This is a genomic window from Actinomadura sp. 1N219 (genome assembly GCF_044326405.1).
GTDB lineage: Bacteria > Actinomycetota > Actinomycetes > Streptosporangiales > Streptosporangiaceae > Spirillospora.
This window is the reverse complement of the sequence record NZ_JBIRAY010000029.1, coordinates 11,802-31,203: the sequence shown is the minus strand read 5'-3', so window position 1 is coordinate 31,203 and position 19,402 is coordinate 11,802. Positions and strand designations below refer to the sequence as shown.

Sequence of the window (19,402 nt, the reverse complement as noted above, 5' to 3'; positions counted from 1 at the left end):
GGGCAACGCTACTTTCCCTGCATTTCAGGTCGTTATGCTCAGGATCCGAAGTTCCGGACACGCCGGGACATCATGGTGACCGTACCCATTGGTTACGGTTGGGTAGAAGCGAGTTACGGCAGGCAGAAGCCGGAGTCGATGGTCGGCGTCGAGGGCGCCCTGCGAGGAGTGAATCGTTGATCACCTTTGAGGGCGTCACCAAGCGCTATCCGGGCGGCACCGTCGCGCTCGACGACGTGAGCCTCGACTGCCCCGCGGGGCGGATCACCGTGTTCGTCGGCACGTCAGGCGGCGGCAAGACCACGGCGCTGCGCACCATCAACCGGATGGTCGAGCCCACGTCGGGACGCGTCCTCATCGACGGGCAGGACGTCCGCGAGCAGCGGCCCGCCGAGCTGCGGCGCGGCATCGGCTACGTGATCCAGCACGCCGGGCTGTTCCCGCACCGCACCATCGAGGACAACATCGCCACCGTCCCGTACCTGCTGCGCTGGAACAAGAAGAAGGCGCGCGAGCGGGCCCTGGAGCTGATGGAGCGGGTCGGGCTCGAGCACTCGATGGCCAAGCGGTACCCGTTCCAGCTGTCCGGCGGCCAGCAGCAGCGCGTCGGCGTCGCCCGCGCCCTCGCCGCCGACCCGCCGATCATGCTGATGGACGAGCCGTTCAGCGCCGTCGACCCCGTCGTCCGCGCCGAGCTGCAGGACGAGTTCCTCCGCCTCCAGGACGAGCTGCACAAGACGATCGTGTTCGTCACCCACGACATCGACGAGGCGATCAAGCTCGGCGACAAGATCGCCGTGTTCCAGACCGGGGGGAAGCTCGTCCAGGTCGACAGCCCCGAGAACCTCCTCGCCCACCCGGCCGACGACTTCGTCGCCGGTTTCATCGGCCAGAACCGCGGCATCCGCACCCTCTCCTTCGCCGGGACGAGCGACCTGCGGCTGAGCGACGACGCCGTCCGTCCCGCGACCGCGGACGCCGCCGAGGCCGCCGGCCTCGACTGGGTGCTCGTCGTGGACGAGGGCCGCCGCCCGCTGGGCTGGACGCGTCCCACCCAGGTCGCGGGCGCGCTGTCGGAGGCGCCGCTCTCACCGGTCGGCGCCACGTTCCGCGTCGGCGCCGACTCCGTCCGCGTGGCGCTGGACGCGGCCGTCCTGTCCCCGGCGGGCCTGGCGGTCGGCGTCGACGAGGCGGGCGCGGTGATCGGCACCGCAGCCGGAACGGACCTGCTGGCCGTCCCCACCCACGGCGACGCCCGCCACGACACGGCGTCCGCCGCGGAGGACGACGACGTCCGTGCCGACGGCGGGGGCGCGGGCTGATGGACATCGACTGGTCCTGGATCGCCGACCACCGGGACACGCTCACCGAGCACGCGCTGATCCATCTCAGGCTGGCGCTGCTGCCGGTGCTGTTCGGGCTGCTCATCTCGCTGCCGCTCGGCGTGCTGTGCCGCCGCTGGGGCTGGCTCTACCCGCCGACGCTGACGATCGCGAACGTCCTGTACGCGGTCCCGTCGCTCGCCCTCTTCATGATCTTCATCCAGTACACGGGGCTCACCGCGGCCACCGTCATGATCCCGCTGACGCTCTACAGCCTGTCGGTGCTCATCCCCAACGTGGTGGACGGGCTCGCGTCGGTGTCCGAGCCGGTGCGGCAGGCCGCCACCGCCATGGGATTCGGGACGCTGCGCCGCCTCATGCAGGTCGAACTGCCGATCGCCGTCCCGATCGTCATCGCCGGGACGCGGGTCGCCGCGGTGTCGTCCATCAGCCTCGTCGCCGTCGGGCAGCTGATCGGCCAGGGCGGGCTCGGCTACGACATCATCCGCGGCTACCAGCTCCAGTTCCAGACGCAGATCGTCGCCGCGACCGTCCTGATCGTGCTGCTGGCGCTCGTCACCGACGCGCTCCTGGTCACCGTCCAGCGGCTGCTCACCCCGTGGGCGCGGGCGCGTGGGAAGGCGGCGTCGTGAACGACCTGTGGAACCAGATCGACCTGTTCTGGACGTGGCTGACCGCGTCCTCCCAATGGCAGGGCGCCGAGGGGATCCCGCACCGCCTGCTGGAGCACCTCTACTACAGCGGGGTGTCGCTGCTCTGCGCCGCCGTGATCGGGCTGGCGCTCGGCCTCGTCGTCGGCCACACCGGACGCGGCGGGTTCCTCGCGATCAGCCTTGCCAACATCGCCCGCGCGATCCCCACGTTCGGCCTGGTGCTGTTCGTCGTCGTCATCGAGTACAGCATCACCCCGGTCCTGGTCGCGCTGGTCGCGCTGGCCGTCCCGCCGATCCTCGTCAACACCTTCGAGGGCGTCCGGGCCGTCGACGCCGACGCCAAGGACGCCGCCCGCGGCATGGGCATGACCGGCTGGGGCGTGCTGTGGCGGGCCGAGCTGCCGATCGCGCTGCCGCTGATCCTGCTCGGGCTGCGGACGTCCGCGATCCAGGTCGTCGCCACCGCCACCATCGCCGCCTACCCGGGCTTCGGCGGCCTCGGCCGCTACATCATCGACGGCCTGGCCCGCAACGACTACCAGCTCGTCATCGGGGGCACCGTCCTGGTGGTGCTGCTCGCGCTGATCGTCCAGCTGATCTTCGCGGGCCTGCGCCGCCTCATCGTCTCGCCGGGCCTGCTCGGCTCCGCCCGTTCATCCTGACCGAAGGAACAGAGCAATGAAGAAACTCATCCGTGGCGCGGTCGTCGGCCTGGTGGCCGCCCTGACCCTGTCCGCCTGCGGCGGCGGAGACTCCGGCGACGACAACCCGCTCGCCGGCGGCGGCGGCGACGGCGGCACCGTCACCGTCGGCGGCGCCAACTTCCCCGAGAGCAACCTGCTCGGCGAGCTGTACGCGCAGGCCCTGGAAGCGAAGGGCGTCAAGGTCACCCGCAAGTTCAACATCGGCGCCCGCGAGGTCTACTACGACCAGGTCGTCAAGGGCGGCATCAGCGTCATGCCCGAGTACAACGGCGCGCTGCTGACCACGTCGGTCGACAAGGCCAGCACCGCCGCTACGACCGAGCAGATCAACGCGGCGCTCAAGGCCAAGCTGCCCGCCGAGGTCGAGATCCTGAACTCCGCCCAGGCCGAGGACAAGGACTCCGTCACCGTCAACCCGCAGACCGCCGCGAAGTACAACCTCAAGTCCATCGCCGACCTGAAGCCGGTCGCCGGGGAACTCACCATCGCCGGGCCGTCCGAGTTCAAGACGCGGCAGCAGGGGCTCGTCGGGCTCAAGAGCGCCTACGGCCTCGAATTCAAGAAGTTCCAGCCGTTCGACGCCGGAGCCCAGGCCACCCTGGTGAAACTCCTCACCGAGAACAAGATCCAGGCCGCCGACCTGTTCACCACCGACCCCACCATCGAGCAGAACAAGCTGGTCGTCCTCGAAGACCCGAAGAACGTCTTCAGCGCCCAGAACGTGACGCCGCTGGTGCACAAGAAGGCCGTGAACGACACGGCGCGGACGGCCCTCAACGCCGTCTCCGCCAAGCTCACCACCCAGGACCTCCTCGACATGATGAAGCGCATCGCCATCGACAAGGAGGACCAGGAGAAGGTCGCCGAGGAGTGGCTCAAGAAGTCCGGCCTCGCCTGACCCCGTCCGACCCGTCCGACCTGTTCGGGCCCGCTCCACGGTCGCGGAGCGGGCCCGCCGCACGTCAGCCGGACGCCAGGCCCGCGCGCACGGCGAACACGGCCAGGCGGATCCGGTTCGGGCAGCCGGTCTCGGCCAGCAGCGCGGCCACGTGCGCCTTCCCGCCCGCCGCACGGCGTCGAGCAGGTCGCCCGGCGTCTTCACCGCCTCGGCCGCCTCGTACGCGGTACGCGGAGAACTGGGCGCCGCCAGCGAAAGGAACGCGACCGTGATTCCGTGTGACGCGCCGTCGAATACTGGCGTGGGCCGCGTCATCATGCGCCATTCACCGGTGCGATGCGCCGTCACCTGCGTAAAGGCGCGAGCGTCGTCATGGAGGAGTGCCTCAGCGATACGCTGACCAACTGATCATGAGAGGACGACCATGAGCAAAGTGATCTCAGCCGACGGAACCTCCATCGCGTTCGAGCGGACCGGCGACGGCCCACCGGTCGTCCTGGTGGCCGGGGCCCTGTGCGACCGCATGGCGACCGACCCGCTCGCCGCGGAGCTGGGACGGCACTTCACCGTGATCAGTTACGACCGCCGGGGCCGCGGCGACAGCGGCGACAAGGCTCCGGACACCGTCCAGCAGGAGATCGAAGACCTGGGCGCGCTCATCGCGGAGGCCGGAGGGGAGGCGGCGGTGTACGGCCACTCGTCCGGGGCGGCTCTCGCGCTGCACGCGGCGGAGTCCGGCCTGCCCATCACCGGCCTCGTCCTCCACGAGCCGCCTTTCCTCCTGGAGGACGACCCAGAGGAACCCGAAAGGTCGCAGGCGCTGCTCCGCACCATCACGGAACACCTCGCACAGGATCGTCCCGCCGACGCGATCACGACCTTCCTGAAGCCGACGGGGATGCCGCAGCAGCTCATCGACTTCATGAGCCAGAGCCCCGGAACCCTGGCGAACGCCCGTACCCTGCCCATCGACCCCTTCGCGGTGGTCAGCGAGGACAGCCGGGGCGGACGCACCCCGATCGAGCAGGCGCGTGACGTGACCGTCCCCACGCTCGTGCTGTGCGGCGGCGCCAGCCAGTCCTGGATGATCGAGACGGCCCGCCAGATCGCCGAAGCGATGCCGAACGGCCGGCACCTGATCCTCCCCGACCAGGGCCACATCGTCGCCCCCGACGTATTGGCCGCTGCCCTCACGAACTACCTGACCCGGCAATAGAATCCGGGCCCTTTACCCGATCCGGTGGGCGGTCCATCTCGCCCACTCCTGGACGCCGCACGCGCCTTTCGAGCGTCACTCGTTATGATCCACTCCATGCCCGAGCAAAGTGGCACAAATCCGGAGCACGACCCGGTCTATCGGGCGATGAACGCGCCGGGCGTCAGCCTCAGATTGGACTGGTCACCCGCCAAGGTGCGTGAGGTCGCGCGGGCCCTGCAGCACATCCTCGAAGTAGACGGCGAAACCGAATTCACCGACGCGTCCCGCACCCGGCTCCGCGCCGCGGCCGCAGACCTCACCGGCGCCGTCGACCCGACCACCTCGACCGCCCCGCACAGCGTCCTCACCCTCGAACTCCGCTGGCAGCGCGACACCATCATCGACGTCACCGTCGCACTCGCCACCGCCGCCTTCGACCACGAAGTGGGGAGCGCGCGCCTGAACGCCGCCGTCGCCGACATCCACATCGCGGTCGCCGGCGGAGGCATCCTGATGAGCCCCGAAGCGCCGTCCGACCCCGCCGCACCGGTGACCGCGCACCAGGGCCGCCGCACCCTCGAACTCGACGACACCGACGCGTCCGAGCTGCTCACCGAGCCGCCGCCCGGCATCGGTCTCGTCTGGCTTCGCGACATCATCGACAAGATCCGCACCTTCGCCGGACCAGGAGGCCCCCGCGACCCCCGGCACGGCGCACACATGGTCATCTCGTTCCGCACCAAGGCCGAACTGCGCGCCGAAGGCCTCACGCTCAGCCTGGAGAAGGCCGGCCTGAGCGCCGACACCATCGCCGAGGTCCACCGAGTTCTGGGCGAGGACGTCCGCACCCTGCGCGACCTGGCCGCCTACCGTGAATCACAATTGACCGCGGCCTTCGAAGGACACAACAGCCCCGCACACCAACTGCTCACCGAAATCAGCCACCGCCTGAAGTGGTACAACCTCGGCTTCACTCCCGAAGCCCCGGGCGCCAGTGGCCCCGCCGATCTCCCCGTCCGCCCCTACGACAACTAGCCCCGCACTTCGGCATGGCACGCGGCGGCTTCCGCCGGTGTGCGATCAGCCGAATTCAGCGCGCAGATCTTCGACGATCCTGCAGATTTACCATTCTCTCCGACGTGCGAATGTAGGGGGTTGTCGGCTGCCCTCCCTCCTCCAGTGACGGTGCTCAAGATAGACCGGTCGATGACGGTTCGCCGCTTCCACGCCCGCCTCGTCCGAGACGCCGATGCGGGCACGCGCGCTCGCGCGAGCCCCGGCTCTGGGACGTGGCTGGGCCGGCCGCGGCTGTGACCGCATTCATAGTCGGCTCTTCTGGTGTCCGGCTAATGTCAGGATGAGGGCTCTCGATCAACGCGATGGCGGAGGCACGGGTGCGTATCCGGATAGGCGGCACTGAAGACGTTCCAGCTGTTCTGGCGCTTTACGACGGGGCGGTCGAATGGCTCGCCGCCTCCGGTCGGTCGGGACAGTGGGGCACGGAACCGTGGTCGGGGAGCCCGCGGCTCACCGAGCGGGTCCGGCGCTTCACCGAGTTGGGGGAGATGCGCGTCGCCGAGAACGAAGGCGACCTCGTCGGGGCCATGCGGCTGGGGCCCGCCCCTGAATTCATTCCTTCCATCCAGGAGCCGGACCTTTTCCTTGAGGCGCTCGTCATCGACCGGCGGTGCGCCGGGCTTGGCGTCGGCAAAGCGCTGTTGGACCATGCTCGCACCGAGGCCGCCGACAAAGGAATCAGTCTGCTCAGGCTCAGGTGCTGGGCGGGCGGCGACCAGGGTCTCGTCCGCTACTACGAACGAGCGGGCTTCGTCCGGTCGGGGCGAATCAGGAGGGACGGGCCCCTGGGCCGATGGGAGGGGGTCATTCTGAGTCAGCGTCTCCAGCACAGCGACCGCAGTTCGTGCCCGGCCTGAGGAATCAGGCGTCGCGGTGCCGTAGGACGGTGATTCCACCCCACATGGCCGCCGCCGTCCACGCCGCGAGAATTGCCAGCGCGACCGCCGCCGGGTAGGGGCCGTCTCCGTTCAGCAGATATCGGCCCGCGGTGCTCGGCAGGCCGTCCGCGATGTTCAGGAGCAGTTCCGAGCGGCTGTTGGCCAGCATTACCGGCAGCACCATGATGAAGAGGAACGCGGTGGTCAGGGTCGCCGCGGTGCTGCGGAGCATCGCCCCGACGCCCAGGATCAGGACGCTCAGCACCGCCAGGTAAAGGCCCGTCATCAGCGCGTCGTGGACGACGTCGCCGAGGTCGAGACGCCCCCACTTTCCGAGGACGGGGTAGGCGACGACCGTGCCCGCCAGGCCCAGCAGGACCCCGGACGGGAAGATGACCGCCGCCGCGATGGCCGCTTTCGCCGACAGCATCCGGCCGCGCGGTGGGATCCACTGGAGTGTCGCGTGGATACTTCCCGTCGCGTATTCGCCCGTGATCATCAGAATGGCCAGGGCCAGGACAACGAATTGCACCATGTCCAGTGAACCCGTGGCGATGTCGCTGACCGAGACCACTCCGGGACGTTCCTGGACGCGCTCATCAGTGTTGTTCGAAACCGTCACCTGCGCCATTATCAAGCACAGCCCTATGATGAGCATCAGTGCGCCGGCCAGGCCCCAGTAGGTGGAACGGATCGTCCACAACTTCGTCCATTCGGCCGCCAGCGCGCCCTGCATGCCCCCGCCGGACGCCCTTCCGATCTCCATGCTCACCGGGCTCGTTTTCGTGGTCATCGCAGTGCCTCCGCTCCTGGCATTCCGGTGCCGTATTCCACGCTCGCCCCGGTCAGGTCCATGTACGCCTCTTCCAGCGACGCTTCGACAGCGCTCAGTTCGAGGACGGGGACGCCCGCCTCATACGCCATGAGGCCGACCCGGTCTATCGGCAGTCCCGTGACTCGTAGTTCGTTTTCGTCCGCCCGGCGTACTTCGGCGCCGACGGCGGCGAGCCGTTCCCCCAGTTCGGCTGTGCGCGGGCTGCGCACCCTTACCGCATTGCCGGAGCCACGCGCGATAACCTCCGCCATCGGCGCGTCGGTGAGCAGCCGTCCGCGGCCGAGGACCACCAGTTGGTCCGCCGTGAGCTGCATTTCGCTCATCAGATGCGACGACACGAACACCGTCCGGCCTTCGGCGGCCAGCCCGCGCATCAGGCGCCGCACCCAAAGCACCCCGTCCGGGTCGAGGCCATTCACCGGCTCGTCGAACATCAGCACGGCCGGATCGCCCAGCAACGCTCCCGCTATCCCCAGCCGCTGGCGCATCCCCAGCGAATACGAGCCGACCCGCCGGCCGGCAACGGATTCCAATCCGACCACGCCCAGAACCTGGTCCACGCGCGCCCGCGAGATTCCGTTGCTACGCGCCATGGCTACCAGATGAGCCCTTGCCGACCGGCCGGGATGCACCGATCCCGCGTCCAGCAGCGCCCCGACCTCCCGTACCGGACGCGGTATCCCCGCATACCGGCGGCCGCCCACCAGGGCCTCGCCCTCACTCGGGTGATCCAGCCCCACGATCATGCGCATCGTGGTGGATTTCCCGGCTCCATTCGGGCCGAGAAACCCGGTGACCTTCCCCGCCGCCACTTCCAGCGACAGCCCGTCCACCGCGGTCTTGTCCCCGTACCGCTTCGTCAGCCCCCGCAGAGTGATCACTCAGGTTCTCCCGCCCGACCGTCCAACACGACGACCCCGAACCTAGGCGGCCACGAACACCCACCACACTCCCCGAACGCCACCCCCCACCCCCGACTTTCGTCAGGAAGCCGGAGACTCCAGCAGGTCTAGAAGAGCTTTCCTCGATAGGGGTGGGGACGCTTCCATGAATCCTCCCACTGCAGGAGGTCGGCCTGCCATTCGGGCAGGTCAGGACGAAACTCGCGGATCAGATCAGGGTTGTCTGGAATGGAGACAAGAAAGCGCCAGTAGTCTTCGATGGCCTCTCGGGCTTCGGTGATCGTGTATTCACCATGTGTGGTTTCAACCCATTTGTTCTGAAAGCTCATGGCGGAACTGGAGAAATGGACTTCGTAGTTGTCGCTGTCCCATGGCTCTGTCGGCCTACCCGCTTCGGCGTCCGCGACGGTGGCCAGTGCGTCGAGGCAAACACTTTTGTAGATGGAAATGTCGGTAGTCATCCAGTTGCCGAGAGTCTGCATCCTCGGGTCGTCGGCCAGACAGTAGGGGGCGCCGTACTCTGGGCGTATAGCGAAGGTGATCTCGGGCATGCTTTTCCTCTGTGCTATGGGACGAGTGGCCAGCCATGAGTGTACCCGCCCTTCTTATCGTAGTACCCCTCGATGGTCAGGTCCTTGTACTTGCCGTGCCATTTATCAGGGTCGCCGGGCGCTTGGGTGGAGTTACGGAAGGCCTCTGCGGGAGCGGCGTCGACCTGGGCTGGGGTCCAATGGTCCGGGTAGAAGCTGCTCTCTCCACCGTTCGGGCCCGATTTGGGCTTCCATGCGCCGTGCGGTGGGTTGAGGGTCGGGTCGAAGAACTCTGGTTTCGCACGGTAGGCGCCGGTCTTCGGGTCGACCTTCGTGGTGCCCGGTTTGAGTCGTCGGCCTGGGAAGTCGTTGCCGCCTGGACGGTAGTGGTACCCCGATGCCCTCGGCTTGCCGGGTTTCACGTGGCCCCCGAAGATGTGCTCCCTGAAATGTGGGCTCATCCTGCCAGGGCGGTTGCGTCTGTTCGCCTTTCGTATGAAGTTGAAGGCCGCCGAAATCAGCCCACCTCCGGCCTTGCCCTTACCCATTGAGGATCACCTGGAGGGCCTGGTCGATGAGAATGTCGATGAGGGCGCCGGTGATCATCTTGAAGATGGGGATTTCGGCTAGGGAGGCGCCGAAGGTCACGGGGGCGGTGGCGATGGCCTGGGCGATCTGGATGGCGAGGATCGTGAGCTGGACGATGACGTTGATCTTCAGGGCGAGGACGATGCCGCCGCAGACCATCAGACCGGCGCCGATGATGTTCGCGGCGGTCGTGAAGTCTTCGAGGTTGGTCTTGGGGGACTCTTCGGCCGTCCAGGCATTGCGGAACGCCTCGATGTCGTCGCCCTTGTTGGCCTGCCATACGCGTTGTGCCTGGGCGTCCGCGTCGCCGAGAGGGCCTGTGTGGGAGCCGGCGAAGCGGAGCCAGGCGCCGCCCATTTCCAGGAGTTTTACCTCGTCGGCCTCGGGCCAGGTGTAGCCGAGCATCGACAGGAGGGAGCGGAGTTCGCCGGGGAGTTGCAGGCCCATCAGCCCAGCACGTCCCGGACTCGGTTGACCTCCGTGACATTGTGCTGTTCGGCACGGAAATGGTTGGCGGCCACCGCCTGGACGGTGTCCGCGTCCTCGGTCATGGTCTCGAGGTTGTCGTTGTAGCAGTCCACGGCGACCTCGTAGATCGCCTGATACATGCCGCCGATCAGGGAGCCGATGTCGTCGGTTCCCCAGGGTTCGCCGAAGCCGGCCAGTTCGGCCTGGAAGGCTTCCCAATCGGCTTTCAGCTGCTGTGCCGAGGAACCGATGCCGATTCCGGAGCGGCGGATTCCTTCGGGGTCGACTTCGTATCCGGGCATGCCCATGGCTTACCGCTCTCCTTGTTCAGCGCCGTTCGAAGGAGTTCATCAGGTCACGTAGTGACTGGGTGTATTCGCTCAGCTGGCTCAGGCTGCGGTCCTGGGCTTCGCGGAGGCGGTCGTCGAGGTCGGCGTCTGCGGTGGGGGCGGGCGACTGCGCCGTGTGGGCGTCGAGGGCTGCGTTTATGGCGGCTATGGCACGTTCGGCTAGGTCGTGTGAGTTGAGTCGTGCGGCTCGGGGCGTTATCTCGACGGTCTCGATTCGGCCGTCTGGAGTGACGGCTGCCCGGACGGTTCGGTCGGGGTCGTGGCCTTCGGTTGGTGTCTGCGGTGCGGTGGGCGTGGCCTGAGTGGTGGAGGCGGCCTGCCGGACGTTGCCCAGGACTTTGTCGAGGTCGTCGGTGGCGCGTTCGTAGCTCATCGGATGCTCGCCCGTGCCTTCGCCAGTGCTTCGCCGATGGATTGGTTGATCAGGGCCAATTGGCGCATGCCCTGCTCCTGCACGTTCTGCAGGGTCTGGACGAGTGCAGCCGGGTCGACAGTGGGTTCGGTGTCGGTGGGTTTGGCCTGGGTGCGTAGGTCGTCCAATGCGGCGTTCGCGGCTGCGGCGATGTGGGCGGCGAGCTCGTCCGGTGGCTGCCGCATTGCGCGAGGGTCGAGTTCCAGGCCGGTCAGGCGGCCATTGGCTGCGGTGGCCTTGACTCGTTCCTCGTCGGCCATGCCGGTGCCGCGGCGGGAGGGCCCGTCCGATGATGGGGCCGGTCCATTTTCGGACGAGCCGGAATGTGTTGCCGCGCGCATCAATTTCAGGCGCTCACGTGCCTTGACCAGCCGGTCTTCCGCATTTTCAGAAGAGGGTTCGGTCATCGGTACTCCCTGACAGTCCAGAGGAATCCACCTTTACGGTACTACCCGATTATCGGTGCATTCGGGTAATGGACGAATTCTGGACGCCGGCGGTTCCGGGTCAGGGAAGTGGAAGGCGGCCGTTCAGGCGGGTCGTGAGGGTTGCGGCGGTGGCGCGGGCCTGGTCGGCCAGGGGCGACCACGTTTCCTCGGGATGGTCTTCCCGGCGGAAAGTGATGGTGATTGCCGCCGTGGGGTGGGCCGTGTGGTCGAAGGCGCAGGCCGCGATGCTGGCGAAGCCTTCGGTGATGTGGCCGTCCTCGACCGACCAGCCTCGGCGGGCGTCCTCGGCGAGGGTGCGGCGGAGGTCGGCGAGGGTCGTGGGGCCGCGGCCGGTGCGGCTGATGAAGGGGGCCGTGCGGGTGGCGACGGGCACGGTGAACAGGGCGCGGACCTGCGCGGGAGGCAGGTGGGCGAGCATCGAGCGGCCGCTCGCGGTGAGGTGGGCGGGCATCCGGACGCCCACGTCGGTGACGAGGGCGGCGTGCCGGGCGGGCTGCTCCTTGAGCAGGTAGAGGGTCTCCGCGCCGTGCAGGATGCCCAGTTGGACGATCTCGCCGACGCGGTCGACCAGGCGGCGGAGGAGGGGGCGGGCCAGGCGCTCGAGGGGTTCGTGGCGGAGGTAGGCGGAGCCGACCTCGAAGGCCGCGACGCCCAGGCCCCAGCGGCGCTCCTCGGGGATGTAGGTGACGAAGCCGTCCTCGGCCATCGCGGTCAGGAGGTGGTAGGTGCTCGACCGGGGCAGGTCGAGGGAGCGGGCGATCGAGGACGCGGGCTGGGGGCCGGCCGCGGCGGCCAGCAGCCGGAGGACCGCGAGCGCGCGGCGAGCGGCCGGTACCTGGGACATGCGGTCATTGTCTTGTATCTGAGACAGCTTCGCCGGGCAGGCCCTCGTGCAGGGCGGACGAGGGCGCTGGAATGGTGGGTATGAGCTTTGACATGGGGGACAACGGCGTTCGGGTCGGGCCGGAGACGCTCAGCTTCGCGCAGGTGGTGGCCGTGGCGCGGGGCGGAGCCAAGGTCACGCTGACGGACGAGGCGCTGAAGGTGATCGGGGAGTCGCGGGCGCACATCGACGAGCTGTCCGCGCGTCCCACGCCTGTTTACGGTGTTTCCACCGGGTTCGGGGCGCTGGCCACCCGGCACATCGCTCCCGAGATGCGGGCGCAGTTGCAGCTGAACATCGTCCGGTCGCACGCGGCGGGGACGGGGCCGGAGGTCGAGCGGGAGGTCGTCCGGGCGCTGATGCTGCTCAGGCTGCGGACGCTCGCCACGGGACGCACCGGCGTTCAGCCCGTCACGGCGCGGACGCTCGCCGCGCTCCTGAACGCCGGCGTCACGCCCCAGGTCTTCGAGCACGGGAGCCTCGGGTGTTCCGGTGATCTCGCGCCGCTCGCGCATGTGGCGCTGGCGTTGATCGGCGAAGGGTCCGTCAGGGACGGCGGCGGGGTCCTCAAACCGGCCGCGCAGGCATTGGAGGAGGCCGGGATCGCGCCGGTCACGCTGGGCGCGAAGGAGGGGCTCGCCCTCCTCAACGGGACGGACGGGATGCTCGGCATGCTCGTCCTGGCCATCGAGGACCTGCGGAGCCTGCTCAGGGCCGCGGACGTCGCGGCCGCGATGACCGTCGAGGCGCTGCTGGGCACCGACCGGGTCTTCGCCGCCGACCTGCAGGAACTGCGGCCGCATCCGGGTCAGGCGGCGTCGGCGGCGAACCTGCGGGCGCTGCTGGGGGACTCGGAGATCATGGAGTCGCATCGCGGGCCCGACTGCACGCGGGTGCAGGACGCGTATTCGCTGCGATGCGCCCCGCAGGTCAACGGGGCCGCTCGCGACACGCTGGAACACGCGGAACTCGTGGCCGGCAGGGAACTCGCGTCCGCCATTGACAATCCGGTCGTGCTGCCCGACGGGCGGGTCGAGTCGAACGGCAATTTCCATGGGGCTCCCATCGCCTATGTGCTCGACTTCCTGGCCGTTCCCGCGGCGGACGTCGCGTCGATGTCGGAGCGCCGCACCGACCGGATGCTCGATAAAGGAAGGTCCTACGGGCTGCCCGCCTTTCTCGCCGACGACCCCGGCGTCGACTCCGGGCACATGATCGCGCAATACACGCAGGCCGCGATCGTGTCGGATCTGAAGCGGCGTGCTGCCCCCGCGAGCGCCGACTCCATTCCGAGTTCGGCGATGCAGGAAGACCATGTGTCGATGGGCTGGAATTCGGCCCGCAAGCTGCGCAGGTCCGTGGAAGGGCTCGCGCAGGTCATCGGCATCGAGATACTCACCGCCGCGCGGGCCCTCGACCTGCGCACGCCGCTGCGTCCCGGGCCGGCGACCGCCGCGGTCGTCGCGAAGCTGCGGGAGGCCGTCCCGCCGCCCGGCCCGGACCGCTACCTCGCGCCCGAGATCGCCGCCGCGACGGAGATGGTCCGCGACGGATCCCTGGTCGCCGCCGCCGAAGCCGTCACCGGCCCGCTCACCTGAGCGCCGCACGTCAGCAAAGCGCCCGAGCCGAAGCTCTTCTGAACCCGCTCTCACGAAGGAGCCGAAGATGTCAGGTCCACGTCCCGTCCGCGCGCCGCGCGGCACGTCGCTGACCGCCGCCAAGGGCTGGCCGCAGGAGGCCGCCCTGCGCATGATCCAGAACAACCTCGACCCCGAGGTCGCCGAGCACCCGGACGAGCTGGTCGTCTACGGCGGATCCGGGAAGGCGGCCCGGAACTGGGACGCGTTCGACGGCATCATCAGGTCGCTGTCCGATCTGGAGGGGGACGAGACGCTGCTCGTCCAGTCCGGCAAGCCGGTCGGGATCTTCCGGACGCACGAGTGGGCCCCGCGCGTGCTGATCGCGAACTCGAACCTGGTGCCGCAGTGGGGGACGTGGGAGGAGTTCCGCAGGCTGGAGTCGCTCGGCCTGACGATGTTCGGGCAGATGACCGCCGGGTCGTGGATCTACATCGGGACGCAGGGCATCCTCCAGGGCACCTACGAGACGTTCGCGACCGTCGCGGAGAAGCGGTTCGGCGGCTCGCTCGCCGGGACGATCACGCTGACGGCCGGGCTCGGCGGGATGGGCGGCGCGCAGCCGCTGGCCGTGACGATGAACGGCGGCGTCGCGATCTGCGTCGAATGCGACCCGTCCCGGATCGAGCGGCGCGTCCAGCACCGGTACTGCGACGTCCAGGCGGCGAGCCTGGACGAGGCGCTGCGGCTCGCCGAGGAGGCGAAGGCGGAACGGCGCGCGCTGTCGATCGCGGTGCTGGGGAACGCGGCCGACATCGTCCCGGAACTGCTGCGCCGGGGCGCGCCGATCGACATCGTCACCGACCAGACCAGCGCGCACGACCCGCTGACCTACCTCCCGCGCGGCGTCGCGTTCGAGGACATGGCCGCCGAGCGCGACAAGGACCCGGCCGCGTTCATCGACAGGGCCCGGACGTCGATGGCCGCGCACGTCGAGGCGATGGTCGGGTTCCAGGACGCGGGCGCCGAGGTCTTCGACTACGGGAACTCCATCCGCGGTGAGGCGCAGCTCGCCGGCTACACGCGCGCGTTCGAGTTCCCGGGTTTCGTGCCCGCCTATATCCGCCCGCTGTTCTGCGAGGGCAAGGGGCCGTTCCGGTGGGCGGCGCTCTCCGGAGACCCGGCGGACATCGCCCGCACCGACCAGGCGATCCTCGACCTGTTCCCGGACAACGAGCCGCTGACCAGGTGGATCAGGATGGCGCAGGAGAGGGTGCACTTCCAGGGCCTGCCGTCCCGGATCTGCTGGCTCGGCTACGGCGAGCGCGACAAGGCGGGCGAGGCGTTCAACGAACTCGTGGCGCGCGGCGAGATCAGCGCGCCGATCGTGCTCGGCCGCGACCATCTCGACTGCGGGTCGGTCGCGAGCCCGTACCGGGAGACGGAGGGCATGAAGGACGGGTCGGACGCGATCGCCGACTGGCCGCTGCTGAACGCGATGCTGAACGCGTCGTCCGGCGCGACGTGGGTGTCGATCCACCACGGCGGCGGCGTCGGGATCGGCCGCTCCATCCACGCGGGCCAGGTCTGCGTCGCGGACGGGACGGCCCTCGCCGGTGAGAAGCTGCGTCGCGTCCTGACCAACGACCCGGGGACGGGCGTCATGCGGCATGTCGACGCGGGTTACGAGCGTGCGGCCGAGGTCGCCGACGAGCGGGGCGTCCGCATCCCGATGCAAGCGTGAGCGAACGGAAAGCCAGCGAACGGGAACGCCGGGAGCGCGCATGAGCTTCGAGGAGATGTGGGCGGCGCTGCTGCCGGTCGGGCGGGACGACGCGACCGGCGGCTACCACCGGTTCGCGTGGACGCCGCCCGAGCTGGAATGCCGCGCCTGGTTCCTGGACGAGGCACGCCGCCGCGACCTGGACGTCGAGCACGACGCGAACGGCAACATGATCGCCTGGTGGTTCCCTGCCGACGCCTCACGCGGCGCCACGCCGAAAGGCTCGCCCGGCGATGCGGTTCTGACCGGGAGTCATCTGGACTCGGTGCCGGGCGGCGGCGCGTTCGACGGGCCGCTCGGCATCGTGTCCGCGTTCGCCGCCGTCGATCTGCTCCGCGAGCGGGGCGCCGCGCTGAGGCGGCCGATCGGGATCGCGGCGTTCGCCGAGGAGGAGGGCGCGCGGTTCGGGGTGGCGTGCCTGGGGTCGCGGCTGCTGGCCGGGGCGATCGACCCGGCTCGGGCTCGCGGTCTCGCGGACGCGGACGGGCACACGTTCGCCGAGGTCATGCACAACGCCGGGTTCGACCCCGAGGCGATCGGCCCCGACGACGACCTGCTCGGACGCATCGGATGCCTGGTCGAACTGCACGTCGAGCAGGGCCGGGCGCTGCAGGAGCCGGTCGGGGTCGCGAGCGCGATCGTCCCGCACGGGCGGTGGCGGTTCGACTTCGGCGGCGAGGGAAACCACGCCGGGACGACCGGGCTGCCCGACCGGCGCGACCCCATGCTGCCCTTCGCCGCCATGGTCATCGCCGCGCGGGAGGCCGCCGAACGCAACGGCACCGTCGCGACCGTGGGGAAGGTCCGGGTTGTGCCGGGCGGGGTGAACGCGATCGCCTCGTCCGTGACCGGCTGGCTGGACGCCCGGGGACCGCAGGACGAGGCCGTCCGGCGGACGGTCGCGGAGATCGACGAGGCCGCCCGGGTCGCCGCGCGCCCGCATCGGGTGAGCGTCGATCTCGCCGAGGAGTCCTATTCCGAGATCGTCGACTTCAACCACGCCCTCCGCGACCGGATCGGCGCGACGCTGGGCGGCGTTCCCGTCCTGCCGACCGGCGCGGGGCACGACGCGGGCGTCCTCTCGGCGCGGCTGCCGACGGCGATGCTGTTCGTCCGCAACCCGACCGGGGTTTCGCACGCGCCCGCCGAGTGCGCCGAACCGGCGGACTGCCTGGCCGGGGTCGAGGCCCTCACCGCGGTACTGGACGACCTGGCGTGCGGGTAGGGATTTCGATATGCAATGGCACGCACAGCTGGCCTGGCTCGGAGACGGTGTGGCGGCCGACGTGCTCATCGAGGCCGACGGCGAGCGGATCACGCGCGTCGCGCCCGGCATCCCCGCGCCGAAGAACGCCCAGCGGCTGCCCGGCCTGACGTTGCCGGGCCTGGCCAACGCGCACTCGCACGCCTTCCACCGCGCGCTCCGCTCCCGCGTCCAGGCCCATTCCGGGACGTTCTGGACGTGGCGCGACCAGATGTACAAGGTCGCCGACCGCCTCGACCCCGATTCGTACCGCGCGCTCGCCACCGCCGTGTTCGCGGAGATGGCCCTGGCCGGGATCAGCTGCGTCGGCGAGTTCCACTACCTGCACCACCGTCCGGGCGGCGCACCGTACGACGAGCCGAACGCGATGGGCGAGGCGCTGATCGCCGCCGCGGCGGACGCGGGCATCCGGATCACCCTCCTCGACGCCTGCTACCTCGCCGGCGGCATCGGCGAGCCGCTCAAGGGCCCGCAGCTCCGCTTCGGCGACGGCACCGCGGGCAACTGGGCGCGCCGCGTCGGCAGCCTGCACGAGGAGACCGACAAGGCGGGACGGCTCCACGCCCGGGTCGGCGCCGCGATCCATTCCGTCCGGGCCGTGCCGCGCGAGCAGCTCAGCGCGGTCGCGTCGTGGGCGAAGGAGCACCGTGCGCCGCTGCACGTCCACCTGTCCGAGCAGCCCGCCGAGAACGAGGCGTGCCTGGACGCCTACGGCATGACCCCGACCCGCCTGCTCGCCGAATCTGGGGCCTTGGGCGCGCTGACCACGGCCGTCCACGCGACGCATCTCACCGGAGAAGACATCGGCCTCCTCGGGACGACGATGACCGGCGTCTGCATGTGCCCGACCACCGAACGGGACCTCGCCGACGGCATCGGCCCGGCCCGCGACCTGGCGAATGCGGGCTCGCCGGTCTGCCTGGGCTCCGACCAGCACGCCGTCGTCGACCTGTTCGAGGAGGCCCGCGCGGTCGAGCTGGACGAACGCCTCCGCACCCGCGTCCGGGGCCACTGGACGGCCGGTGAACTGCTCGCCGCGGCCACGTCCAACGGCCACTACGGGCTCGGCTGGCCGGAGGCGGGACGGCTGGAGCCCGGCGCGTACGCGGACCTCGTCACCGTCGCGCTCGACTCCGTCCGCACCGCCGGGGCCACGGCCGGAAGCGCCGGGTATGCCGCCGAGGCGGCCGTGTTCGCCGCGACGGCCGCCGACGTCAGGCATGTGGTCGTGTCCGGGCGGCAGATCGTCCACGACGGGCGCCACCTGCTGATCGACGACGTCCCCGGCGCGCTGAACGACGCCATCGCGGCCGTCACCGCACCCGAGCCGGAGTGACGCGGACGATGCGTGAGATCCTGCCGAGAATGAGCACCGGCACAGGCAGCACAGTCATCACGAACATCGGCGAGCTGGTCACCAACGACCCCGCCACCGGCTCCGGGCTGGGCATCCTCCGCGACGCCGCGCTCGTGATCGAGGACGGCAAGATCGTGTGGACGGGCCCGGCGACCGGCGCCCCCGCCGCCGACGCGTCCTTCGACGCCGCCGGGCGCGCCGTCCTCCCCGGGTTCGTCGACTCCCACGCGCACCTCGTCTTCGCCGGTGAGCGCGCCGAGGAGTTCGCCGCGCGGATGAGCGGCCAGAAGTACGACGGCGGCGGCATCCGGACGACCGTGGAACGCACCCGGGTGGCGTCCGACGACGACCTGCGCGCCAACGTCCGCCGCCTCATCGGCGAGATGGCCCGCCAGGGCACGACGACCGTCGAATGCAAGTCCGGGTACGGCCTGACGGTCGAGCAGGAAGAGCGGGCCGTCCGCATCGCCGCGGAGTTCGCCGACGAGGTCACCTACCTCGGGGCGCACGTCGTCCCCACCGAGTACAAGGGCGACACCGCGGGCTACGCGCGCCTCGCCGCCACGGACATGCTGGCGGTCTGCGCCCCGCACGCCCGCTGGGTGGACGTCTTCTGCGAGCAGGGCGCCTTCGACGCCGACCAGGCCCGCGAGATCCTGAAGGCGGGCGTCGCGGCGGGCCTCCGCCCCCGCGTCCACGCGAACCAGCTCACCGAAGGCCCAGGCGTGCAGGTCGCCGTCGAGGTGGACGCCGCGTCCGCCGACCACTGCACGTTCCTCAGCGACGCCGACGTGGACGCGCTGGCGTCGTCCCGGACGGTCGCGACCCTCCTGCCGGGCGTCGAGTTCTCCACCCGCCAGCCCTACCCCGACGCCCGCCGCCTCCTGGACGCGGGCGCGACCGTGGCCCTGGCCTGCGACTGCAACCCCGGCTCCTGCTACAGCTCAAGCATGGCGTTCTGCGTCGCCGTCGCCGTCCGGGACATGCGCATGACGCCCGCCGAGGCCGTCTGGTCCGCGACGGCCGGCGGCGCCCGCGCGCTCCGCCGCACGGACGTCGGCCACCTGGGCGTCGGCGCCCGCGCGGACGTGCACGTGCTGGACGCCCCGTCCCACATCCACCTCGCCTACCGCCCCGGCGTCCCGCAGACGGCCGCCGTGTGGAAGGCCGGCCGTCGGGTCGGCTGAGTGACTGGGTCGGTGGATCGACGGGCTGAACAACCGGGCGACGGCCCTCGCGGCGGTCGCCGCGAG

Annotated in this window: 21 protein-coding genes; 12 read left to right on the top strand and 9 right to left on the bottom strand. The window is 70.0% G+C overall.

Going from position 1 to position 19,402, the window contains the following annotated elements; translation table 11 throughout:
- The first annotated feature begins 176 nt into the window (after nt 1-176).
- The 7 genes from ACH35V_RS41570 to ACH35V_RS41540 all read left to right on the top strand — a co-directional run bounded on the left by ACH35V_RS41570 (nt 177) and on the right by ACH35V_RS41540 (nt 6,730).
- The gene (locus ACH35V_RS41570) at nt 177-1,322 is read left to right on the top strand and encodes an ABC transporter ATP-binding protein (RefSeq protein WP_395980404.1); all 1,146 of its coding nucleotides are present in this window, start codon (nt 177-179) and stop codon (nt 1,320-1,322) included.
- Nucleotides 1,322-1,975: an ABC transporter permease gene (locus ACH35V_RS41565; RefSeq protein WP_131964145.1), complete on the top strand. Its 654-nt coding sequence runs from the start codon at nt 1,322-1,324 to the stop codon at nt 1,973-1,975. The genes ACH35V_RS41570 and ACH35V_RS41565 overlap by 1 nt, the downstream gene beginning before the upstream one ends.
- Nucleotides 1,972-2,658, top strand: coding sequence for an ABC transporter permease (locus ACH35V_RS41560; protein WP_395980403.1), 687 nt, complete (start codon nt 1,972-1,974; stop codon nt 2,656-2,658). The genes ACH35V_RS41565 and ACH35V_RS41560 overlap by 4 nt, the downstream gene beginning before the upstream one ends.
- A gap of 16 nt (nt 2,659-2,674) precedes the next feature.
- Nucleotides 2,675-3,598: an ABC transporter substrate-binding protein gene (locus ACH35V_RS41555; protein WP_395980402.1), complete on the top strand. Its 924-nt coding sequence runs from the start codon at nt 2,675-2,677 to the stop codon at nt 3,596-3,598.
- 424 nt (nt 3,599-4,022) lie between these two features.
- Complete coding sequence (locus ACH35V_RS41550; protein WP_395980401.1) at nt 4,023-4,814, top strand: alpha/beta fold hydrolase; 792 nt, start codon at nt 4,023-4,025, stop codon at nt 4,812-4,814.
- Between the two features lie 96 nt (nt 4,815-4,910).
- The gene (locus tag ACH35V_RS41545; protein ID WP_395980400.1) at nt 4,911-5,831 is read left to right on the top strand and encodes a hypothetical protein; all 921 of its coding nucleotides are present in this window, start codon (nt 4,911-4,913) and stop codon (nt 5,829-5,831) included.
- Nucleotides 5,832-6,175: 344 nt separating this feature from the next.
- Nucleotides 6,176-6,730 (top strand): GNAT family N-acetyltransferase, encoded by a 555-nt coding sequence (locus ACH35V_RS41540; RefSeq protein ID WP_395980399.1) that lies wholly within the window; start codon nt 6,176-6,178, stop codon nt 6,728-6,730.
- Between the two features lie 4 nt (nt 6,731-6,734).
- Here ACH35V_RS41540 and ACH35V_RS41535 read toward each other — a convergent pair whose 3' ends face one another.
- The 9 genes from ACH35V_RS41535 to ACH35V_RS41495 all read right to left on the bottom strand — a co-directional run bounded on the left by ACH35V_RS41535 (nt 6,735) and on the right by ACH35V_RS41495 (nt 12,129).
- Nucleotides 6,735-7,544: a hypothetical protein gene (locus ACH35V_RS41535; RefSeq protein ID WP_395980398.1), complete on the bottom strand. Its 810-nt coding sequence runs from the start codon at nt 7,542-7,544 to the stop codon at nt 6,735-6,737.
- Nucleotides 7,541-8,467 (bottom strand): ATP-binding cassette domain-containing protein, encoded by a 927-nt coding sequence (locus ACH35V_RS41530; RefSeq protein ID WP_395980397.1) that lies wholly within the window; start codon nt 8,465-8,467, stop codon nt 7,541-7,543. The genes ACH35V_RS41535 and ACH35V_RS41530 overlap by 4 nt, the downstream gene beginning before the upstream one ends.
- A 128-nt stretch (nt 8,468-8,595) precedes the next feature.
- On the bottom strand, nt 8,596-9,039 hold the full coding sequence (locus tag ACH35V_RS41525) for a hypothetical protein (RefSeq protein ID WP_395980396.1): 444 nt from the start codon (nt 9,037-9,039) through the stop codon (nt 8,596-8,598).
- A 14-nt stretch (nt 9,040-9,053) separates the two neighbouring features.
- Nucleotides 9,054-9,566 carry an EndoU domain-containing protein gene (locus tag ACH35V_RS41520; protein WP_395980395.1) on the bottom strand — a complete coding sequence of 171 codons (513 nt, stop codon included), beginning with the start codon at nt 9,564-9,566 and terminating at the stop codon, nt 9,054-9,056.
- Nucleotides 9,559-10,053, bottom strand: a complete 495-nt coding sequence (locus ACH35V_RS41515; RefSeq protein WP_395980394.1) for a hypothetical protein — start codon at nt 10,051-10,053, stop codon at nt 9,559-9,561. Before ACH35V_RS41515 ends, ACH35V_RS41520 begins: the two co-directional genes overlap by 8 nt.
- Nucleotides 10,053-10,382: a hypothetical protein gene (locus ACH35V_RS41510; RefSeq protein WP_395980393.1), complete on the bottom strand. Its 330-nt coding sequence runs from the start codon at nt 10,380-10,382 to the stop codon at nt 10,053-10,055. Before ACH35V_RS41510 ends, ACH35V_RS41515 begins: the two co-directional genes overlap by 1 nt.
- Nucleotides 10,383-10,401: 19 nt before the next feature.
- Complete coding sequence (locus tag ACH35V_RS41505) at nt 10,402-10,797, bottom strand: hypothetical protein (protein WP_395980392.1); 396 nt, start codon at nt 10,795-10,797, stop codon at nt 10,402-10,404.
- Nucleotides 10,794-11,243 (bottom strand): YbaB/EbfC family DNA-binding protein, encoded by a 450-nt coding sequence (locus ACH35V_RS41500; RefSeq protein ID WP_395980391.1) that lies wholly within the window; start codon nt 11,241-11,243, stop codon nt 10,794-10,796. The genes ACH35V_RS41505 and ACH35V_RS41500 overlap by 4 nt, the downstream gene beginning before the upstream one ends.
- A 100-nt stretch (nt 11,244-11,343) precedes the next feature.
- Nucleotides 11,344-12,129 (bottom strand): IclR family transcriptional regulator, encoded by a 786-nt coding sequence (locus ACH35V_RS41495; RefSeq protein WP_395980390.1) that lies wholly within the window; start codon nt 12,127-12,129, stop codon nt 11,344-11,346.
- Nucleotides 12,130-12,221: 92 nt separating this feature from the next.
- On the opposite strand from ACH35V_RS41495, the gene hutH reads away from it, so the two are divergent.
- The 5 genes from hutH to hutI all read left to right on the top strand — a co-directional run bounded on the left by hutH (nt 12,222) and on the right by hutI (nt 19,336).
- Nucleotides 12,222-13,766 (top strand): histidine ammonia-lyase, encoded by a 1,545-nt coding sequence (gene hutH / locus ACH35V_RS41490; RefSeq protein ID WP_395980420.1) that lies wholly within the window; start codon nt 12,222-12,224, stop codon nt 13,764-13,766.
- A 67-nt stretch (nt 13,767-13,833) separates the two neighbouring features.
- Complete coding sequence (gene hutU / locus ACH35V_RS41485) at nt 13,834-15,489, top strand: urocanate hydratase (protein WP_395980389.1); 1,656 nt, start codon at nt 13,834-13,836, stop codon at nt 15,487-15,489.
- A 40-nt stretch (nt 15,490-15,529) separates the two neighbouring features.
- Nucleotides 15,530-16,753, top strand: a complete 1,224-nt coding sequence (locus ACH35V_RS41480) for an allantoate amidohydrolase (RefSeq protein ID WP_395980388.1) — start codon at nt 15,530-15,532, stop codon at nt 16,751-16,753.
- A gap of 10 nt (nt 16,754-16,763) precedes the next feature.
- Nucleotides 16,764-18,128: a formimidoylglutamate deiminase gene (locus tag ACH35V_RS41475; RefSeq protein ID WP_395980387.1), complete on the top strand. Its 1,365-nt coding sequence runs from the start codon at nt 16,764-16,766 to the stop codon at nt 18,126-18,128.
- Nucleotides 18,129-18,157: 29 nt separating this feature from the next.
- Nucleotides 18,158-19,336 carry an imidazolonepropionase gene (hutI, locus tag ACH35V_RS41470; RefSeq protein ID WP_395980386.1) on the top strand — a complete coding sequence of 393 codons (1,179 nt, stop codon included), beginning with the start codon at nt 18,158-18,160 and terminating at the stop codon, nt 19,334-19,336.
- Nucleotides 19,337-19,402 lie beyond the last annotated feature (66 nt).

Coding starts and splice junctions, on each gene's coding strand:
- ACH35V_RS41565 (WP_131964145.1), top strand. CDS start 1,322: ATGGACATCGACTGGTCCTGGATCGCCGACCACCGGGACACGCTCACC.
- ACH35V_RS41555 (WP_395980402.1), top strand. CDS start 2,675: ATGAAGAAACTCATCCGTGGCGCGGTCGTCGGCCTGGTGGCCGCCCTG.
- ACH35V_RS41550 (WP_395980401.1), top strand. CDS start 4,023: ATGAGCAAAGTGATCTCAGCCGACGGAACCTCCATCGCGTTCGAGCGG.
- ACH35V_RS41545 (WP_395980400.1), top strand. CDS start 4,911: ATGCCCGAGCAAAGTGGCACAAATCCGGAGCACGACCCGGTCTATCGG.
- ACH35V_RS41540 (WP_395980399.1), top strand. CDS start 6,176: ATGGCGGAGGCACGGGTGCGTATCCGGATAGGCGGCACTGAAGACGTT.
- ACH35V_RS41535 (WP_395980398.1), bottom strand. CDS start 7,544: ATGACCACGAAAACGAGCCCGGTGAGCATGGAGATCGGAAGGGCGTCC.
- ACH35V_RS41525 (WP_395980396.1), bottom strand. CDS start 9,039: ATGCCCGAGATCACCTTCGCTATACGCCCAGAGTACGGCGCCCCCTAC.
- ACH35V_RS41520 (WP_395980395.1), bottom strand. CDS start 9,566: ATGGGTAAGGGCAAGGCCGGAGGTGGGCTGATTTCGGCGGCCTTCAAC.
- ACH35V_RS41515 (WP_395980394.1), bottom strand. CDS start 10,053: ATGGGCCTGCAACTCCCCGGCGAACTCCGCTCCCTCCTGTCGATGCTC.
- ACH35V_RS41510 (WP_395980393.1), bottom strand. CDS start 10,382: ATGGGCATGCCCGGATACGAAGTCGACCCCGAAGGAATCCGCCGCTCC.
- ACH35V_RS41505 (WP_395980392.1), bottom strand. CDS start 10,797: ATGAGCTACGAACGCGCCACCGACGACCTCGACAAAGTCCTGGGCAAC.
- ACH35V_RS41500 (WP_395980391.1), bottom strand. CDS start 11,243: ATGACCGAACCCTCTTCTGAAAATGCGGAAGACCGGCTGGTCAAGGCA.
- ACH35V_RS41495 (WP_395980390.1), bottom strand. CDS start 12,129: ATGTCCCAGGTACCGGCCGCTCGCCGCGCGCTCGCGGTCCTCCGGCTG.
- hutH (WP_395980420.1), top strand. CDS start 12,222: ATGGGGGACAACGGCGTTCGGGTCGGGCCGGAGACGCTCAGCTTCGCG.
- hutU (WP_395980389.1), top strand. CDS start 13,834: ATGTCAGGTCCACGTCCCGTCCGCGCGCCGCGCGGCACGTCGCTGACC.
- ACH35V_RS41480 (WP_395980388.1), top strand. CDS start 15,530: ATGAGCTTCGAGGAGATGTGGGCGGCGCTGCTGCCGGTCGGGCGGGAC.
- ACH35V_RS41475 (WP_395980387.1), top strand. CDS start 16,764: ATGCAATGGCACGCACAGCTGGCCTGGCTCGGAGACGGTGTGGCGGCC.
- hutI (WP_395980386.1), top strand. CDS start 18,158: ATGAGCACCGGCACAGGCAGCACAGTCATCACGAACATCGGCGAGCTG.